Genomic DNA, 5,622 nt, shown 5'->3' with positions numbered 1-5,622 from the left:
GGCTTGAGTGTAGCCCGAGGTAACTACCGCTTGGCCCTCGTGAGTAGCGCTATTCCGGCCACTCGACAGCGTTACACGCTTGCCCACGAGATCGGACATATCGCCGCAGGTGACACCCACGGCGATACGAATGGCATCACGATTGACGAGGACCTCTACGGCCGACACAGTCGCGAGGAGACGAGAGCCAACAGTTTTGCCGCCGCTTTCCTTATGCCTGAGACAAGCGTGCGCCGGTCGTTGGGTCCGGGAGGGCCGACCGAGCGGTCGATCGGCGCGATGCTTACTCGGTTCAGGGTCAGCCTGGATGCGCTCGCATTCCGTCTGCATAACGTTGAACTGGTGGACGCGGCGGGGCGTGACCGGGTTCGACAGCTGTCCGCCCGCAGGCTGGTCCTCATGACAGGACGTGCCGAAGAGTACCAGCGGCAGCTGCAGAGTATTGGATCGCGCCGCCTGCCGACCAGCTTGCTGCAGCGGGCAATGGAGGCATACAACAGCGGCGGGATCAGCGTCCGCGTCCTCGCGCGGCTTACGAGCGTTCCGGAAAACGTGCTCCTCAAGCAGCTACAGCCGCTGGCTCCAATGACCGAGGAGGAGATGGCGAACACCGATACAGAACTCGTCCTGTAAGGTCTTGCCTACCCAAGGCGTGGGCTGGACAGGTGAGTCCAGACAGGCGACCGATCCCGGCGCCGACACCTTCGACGGATCAGCTGGTCCTGATTGACGCGTGCACACTGCAGAACTTCGCTGTAGTTGACGCTCTTTGGGTCCTGGGGTGTCGATACGGTAGTCGCGCAGGATGGACGGAGAGCGTCCGCCACGAAATTCGTCGCGGCCTCCGCGCCGAACCGCTGCTGCAAAGGGTGCTCGATCTCGAAAACGGTTGGCTGGGGGCTCCGTTCCGCCTCGATGAAGCTGGAGACGAAAAGGTCGACCTCATCCGTCGCGGCTTGGGTGGGAGGTCCGCCGAACCATTGAGGCATCTGGGTGAGGCTGAGTCGATCCGTGTCCTGGAGCGGACGGATGCTCGCGACCGGATCTTCATCACCGATGATGGGCCCGCGGCAGACTTCGTTCGCCGTCGTCCCAGCGGTCTGCGCGTGCTGGACGCTGCCGGAGTACTGGCCGAGGCGTACGCCTTCGGCGAGGTCGGCTGCCCCCAGGCGTACGACCTGCTCAAGGCGATGTGGGAGTACCCGCGGGAGATTCGCGTCCCTCCCCACCGCGAAGTCTGCTGACCCATAGATCGGCCGGAGATCGTAATGCCCCCGATCTGGGGCCTATTGCGCGCCTGCCCACATCGCTGTCCGTACGCGACGTCGGCGAACTGCTCGGTATCTCCCATCAACGGGTCGCACAGGTGCGCGCTGAGATCAACAAAGGCGGCCGCGCCATCGACAACCGACGCATCTCCGCCAGCGGATAAGAGCGCCCGGGGTGAGTCCGTCAAGCACGAGCCGCCCGCGTCCTGACCGCGTCCTGACCGCGTCCTGACCGCGGATCACGCGGTAAGGATGTGAATCTCGTGCTGCTCCAGTAGCACCAGATTCACATCGTTGAGCCGCTGCCGGACGTCCCGGTCGGGGGCGTCGTCCGGCGGTGCGTCGTTCGGGCGCCCGAGGTCGTCGTCCGAGCGGCCGTGCCCGTCGTCCGGCGGTCCGTCGGCGTCGGCGTCGGCGTCGGGGTCGCCAACCGGTGCCACTGGAACTCGGCCTGCCCATCCGCCTGCGTCGTGGTGGCGACGGCCAGGATCTCCTCGGGTGCCACGCCGAGGTCGTGCAGGCGTCGCCCAGGGTCGGCGTCGCGGAGCCGCTCGCTGCGCCGGACCCGGACAGCCCGCCCGCAACCCCGGCATCTCGACGGCTGCGCCTGCTGCCCCTGCTGCCCCTGCTGACCGTGACCGTCGTTGTCGCCATCGTGATGACGACCACAGTGGTGGCACTGGTCTGGGACGGAAAACGGTGCCCAGGTCAGCGGTTCCGCACCAGGGGGCAGGGCATCGAGTAGCTCACCGACGGTGGCTTGATGATCAACCGAAAGTGGGTGGACCGGCCCGTCCAGCGGCCGGTGGTGTGGACAGTGACCGTCCCTGGTCAGGGTGAGCGGCGCGGTCTGGCCGGTGCCGCCGTCTATGCGCAGCATCCGGTACTCCGGCGGGTTGCCGAACAGCACGCGCAACGCGACCAGCGTCATCCACCCGGCGACGATCGATGTGGCCACGATCGACGCCGGTTGCGGACCGTCCGCCCGGATCTCGGCGCAGCTCCACGGCAGGTCGGACTCACCGCGCTCGTGTGGGGTGAGCGAGCAGCCGTAGCAGGGCTCGCCCGGGTCCATCCGCAACCGGATCTCACCGCCCCACGCGAAGGTGCCGCCGTCCACGAGTGGCGCGCCGACCAGCGCTGCCCGTCCGAGCAGGCGTAACCGGGCACGCCGGGCGTCGAGACAGCCCAGGACGACCCCGGCGTCGGCCAACTCGCCAAGGCCGACCCCAGCGGCCAGGTCGGCCTGTCGGGTCTCGACGGCGACATCCGGGGCGAGCCGGGCCAGCGCGGTGGCCGCGGCGGTGACCTTCGGTCGTCCGATGTCCTCCGGTTCGAGCAGCACCGCACGGCTGAGGTTGCTCGCCGCGACCGTGTCCGGGTCGCAGAGGATCAACCGTCCGACACCGGCGAGTGCCAGGTTCTTGGCCACCTCGTTGCCGAGCGCGCCCACTCCGACGATCACCGCGGTGCTGGTGGCGAGCAGGTCCTGGTCCCAGTCGGGGATCAGGCGGTGGCGGGCGTAGCGGTCGCCCACCAGGGTCATCGCTTCACCGAGGTCATCGCTCCACCCGGTTGAGCGTGACCGGGCAGTGGGTGAGCTCTCCGTCGGGCCGCCAGTCATCCCAGCAGGTCAGGCCGGCGACCGGGTCCCGGTGCACGGCCGCCACGCAGAAGCCGCGGTACATGCCGCACGGACAGACCACCACGTGCTCGCCCGCCCGGAACGTGTGGCCGCAGACCAGGCACTTCGGGGCGTCCGGCCCCATGTCGGGCCGGGCAACCTGGAGCGCGTGCGGGGCGAGCCGGACGACCGGTACGTCCCCGGCGGGCGGCCAGGCGTCGAGCAGGCCGGCGGCGAACGCGGCCAGGTCCTCGGCGTCCTTCCCGGCGTTGTCGGCAGTTCCGTTCGCAGTTCCGTTCGCAGTTCCGTTCGCTTTATCCGTCGCAGTGTCCGTCGCGGCCCTGTCCGCACAGCGCAGCGCCGGATCAAGGTGGACGACCAGAGCGGCGTCATCGGCCCCGCGCACGCGGACCCTGTCCCCGCGACGGAAGGTGTGACCGCATGTTCTGCATCTGAGGTGCATCCACCATGACTCCGAGTGGGTGACGGCGGTCCGGCTCCCGTCGCCGCCGACCGGACTGCCTTCCAGTGCCTCACCGGATGGTTGCGGGTCCAGCCCCTCGCTGATGCCGGCTTCGAGCGCGGCCAACTCGCCGGCACCCGGGGGGTCAGAGCTCAGCCGCACAGCATCTGCTCCGTGGGGCCACCGCCGAGGTCCGCCAGCAGCGCCTCAAGGACGGCCGGACGGAACGCGTCGCCGATGATCTCCACCCCGGACTCGGTCACGGTGATCTGCAACCGGACCAGCCGACCGTCTGGATAGTCGGCGTATTCGGATCCGTCGATGAGGTCCGGTAGAGACTCGACGAACGTGTTGCCGCTGGTCCGGCCGTCCGCCACGCTTCCGTCCGCCATGCTTCCGTCCGGCCCGCTGCCGTCCTGCCCGCTGCCGTCTGTCTGGCTGCTATCCGTCTCGCTGCCATCGGTGGACTGCTTCACCGATCATCCCCCCATCGTCCCGGGATCGGCTGCCCACAGTGCGGGCAGGTGCCGTGCGTGACCACCGATTCCAGTGTCTCCCAGATGCCACGTTGCACCAGCGACATCTCACATACCGGGCAGCGGGTTTCCCGGCCGGCGGCGCCGAGTGCCCGTTCGACGTAGACGAACCGCAGACCGGCGTCCCACCCTGCCGCCCGCGCCGCAGCCAGGGCCTGCGGGCTGGTCGGGGGCGGCCGGCGCATCCGGAAGTCCGGGGTGAAGCGCAGCAGATGCCAGGGGATGTCCGGGTCGATGCCGGCGAGGTGGCGGGCGATGGCGCGCAGCGCGTCCGGTTCGGCGGACACGCCGGGGATCAGCGGCGTGGACACCTCCACCCACACGCCGGCGGCGCGGAACCGCTCGACCGCGTCCAGCACGGGACGCAGCGGCGCGCCGGTGAGCCGCTGATGGGCGGACTCTCGCGCGGCCTTGACGTCGATGTTCACCGCGTCCAGCACCCCCGCGACCAGATCGATGGCGGGCGCGGTGAGGAAACCGTTGGTCTTCCACACGAGCGGCACGCCCGCCGGGGCTGCGAGGGCCGCAAGGTCCAGGGTCAGCTCCGGGGCGAGGCTCGGCTCGCTGTAGGACATGCCGAGGGACGCGCCGTCCGCGGCGGCCTGCGCGACCAGCTCGGCGGGTTGTGCGGGCCTGGCCGTCCAGGCGACGTCGGCGACCTGGCCATACTGGGACAACCTGTGGTTGACGCAGTAGTTGCAGCGGAACGAGCATCCCGGCCCGGCGATCGTGAGCACCCGGCTCCCCGGCCGGACGTGGTAGAGCGGCTTGCGCTCGATCGCGTCGAGGTGCGCGACGGCGACCGCGTAGGTGGCGGTCTCCAGCACGCCGGCGTGGTTACGCCGCACGGCACAGACGCCGGTCTCGCCCGACCGCAGTTCGCAGCCGTGCGGGCACAGTAGGCAGCGGATCCACTGGTCGTCTGCGTGGCTTTCGCCGGATCCGCTCCCGCTGGGCTCGTTTTCGGCGGGTTCACCGAGTAGCGCCGGCCGCCACTGCGGCCCGGGTAGACCGTCAGGCCGTCGGTCGTCAGGCATGACGTGCTCCGACCGCGGATGGCCGGTCGCCCGAACGATGTGACTTTCGTGCTGCTCCCATAGCAGTGGATTCACATCCTTCGGCCGGCGGGCGAGGGCTCGCCCGAGCCCCGCGTCGGCGGCTGGTGGTTGTCCAGTCCAGCAGACCTGCCGATGCGGGTCTGGTTGTCGGTGGTCGGGGTGAGTAGGGCGTGGATGGCGTCGGTGAGGGTGGCCGGGTCGGGGTGGGGTGGGAGGTGGCGGTGGTACCGCCCGTCCGCGGTGGCGGTGCTGGTGCTGGTGCTGGTGGTGGTGCGGGATGCGTGGGTGGTGCCCGGGTTGGGGGGTGGGGTGTCGGGGGGGTGGGTGGTCAGGAGTCGGAGGTGGGGTCCGGGGTGGATGGGGTGGTCGTGGGCGAGGTGATGGTGGGTGAGGATCACGGTGGTGGGGTGAGGGGTGTGCACGGCGGTGCGCAGCGCGGCGTGCAGGTCGGGGGGGTGCAGGGTGCGGCTGGTCCAGAGGGTGGTCAGGTCGGCGGGGGTGGTCAGGGGGCGGGGGAGGCCGGGGTGGTCGAGGGTGATGAGGGTGGGGTGCTGGCCTGTGCGCCAGAGGGTGACGGTGAGGAGGTGTGCGGTCAGGCGGAGGACGGTTTCGATGGGGCCGTAGGTGGGTGGGGTGGTGTCCAGGATGATCGTGACGGAGTGGGGTGGGGTGG

General features: G+C 69.7%; 6 protein-coding genes and 1 pseudogene. 2 read left to right on the top strand and 5 right to left on the bottom strand.

What is annotated here, in order from left to right; translation table 11 throughout:
* Both U9977_RS22365 and U9977_RS22360 read left to right on the top strand, forming a co-directional pair.
* Positions 1-633 (top strand): ImmA/IrrE family metallo-endopeptidase (locus U9977_RS22365; protein WP_322751251.1); only part of this gene is annotated, 633 nt, incomplete at its 5' end.
* Positions 634-869: 236 nt separating this feature from the next.
* On the top strand, positions 870-1,244 hold the full coding sequence (locus tag U9977_RS22360; RefSeq protein WP_322751250.1) for a hypothetical protein: 375 nt from the start codon (positions 870-872) through the stop codon (positions 1,242-1,244).
* Between the two features lie 310 nt (positions 1,245-1,554).
* On the opposite strand, the gene U9977_RS22355 is transcribed toward U9977_RS22360, so the two are convergent.
* The 5 genes and pseudogenes from U9977_RS22355 to U9977_RS22335 all read right to left on the bottom strand — a co-directional run.
* Positions 1,555-2,814, bottom strand: coding sequence for a ThiF family adenylyltransferase (locus U9977_RS22355; protein WP_322751249.1), 1,260 nt, complete (start codon positions 2,812-2,814; stop codon positions 1,555-1,557).
* A gap of 13 nt (positions 2,815-2,827) precedes the next feature.
* Entirely contained in the window at positions 2,828-3,517 is a 690-nt protein-coding gene (locus U9977_RS22350) for a hypothetical protein (protein WP_322751248.1), read from the bottom strand.
* The gene (locus U9977_RS22345) at positions 3,508-3,747 is read right to left on the bottom strand and encodes a radical SAM-modified peptide, FtsH ternary system-associated (RefSeq protein WP_416210403.1); all 240 of its coding nucleotides are present in this window, start codon (positions 3,745-3,747) and stop codon (positions 3,508-3,510) included. Before U9977_RS22345 ends, U9977_RS22350 begins: the two co-directional genes overlap by 10 nt.
* Positions 3,748-3,827: 80 nt before the next feature.
* Entirely contained in the window at positions 3,828-4,928 is a 1,101-nt protein-coding gene (amrS, locus tag U9977_RS22340) for an AmmeMemoRadiSam system radical SAM enzyme (protein ID WP_322751246.1), read from the bottom strand.
* A 71-nt stretch (positions 4,929-4,999) separates the two neighbouring features.
* A pseudogene (locus tag U9977_RS22335) lies at positions 5,000-5,622 on the bottom strand (hypothetical protein); the annotation flags it as partial.

Origin of the sequence: Protofrankia sp. Cas8 (assembly GCF_963555845.1) — a bacterium.
GTDB lineage: Bacteria > Actinomycetota > Actinomycetes > Frankiales > Frankiaceae > Protofrankia.
Note: the sequence above shows the minus strand (reverse complement) of the source record. Positions and strands in the feature narration are given on the sequence as shown.

What these genes read in the sequence shown, in the direction of transcription:
- amrS (WP_322751246.1), bottom strand. Translation starts at nt 4,928, where the DNA reads ATGCCTGACGACCGACGGCCTGACGGTCTACCCGGGCCGCAGTGGCGG.
- U9977_RS22355 (WP_322751249.1), bottom strand. Translation starts at nt 2,814, where the DNA reads ATGACCCTGGTGGGCGACCGCTACGCCCGCCACCGCCTGATCCCCGAC.
- U9977_RS22345 (WP_416210403.1), bottom strand. Translation starts at nt 3,747, where the DNA reads ATGGCGGACGGAAGCGTGGCGGACGGCCGGACCAGCGGCAACACGTTC.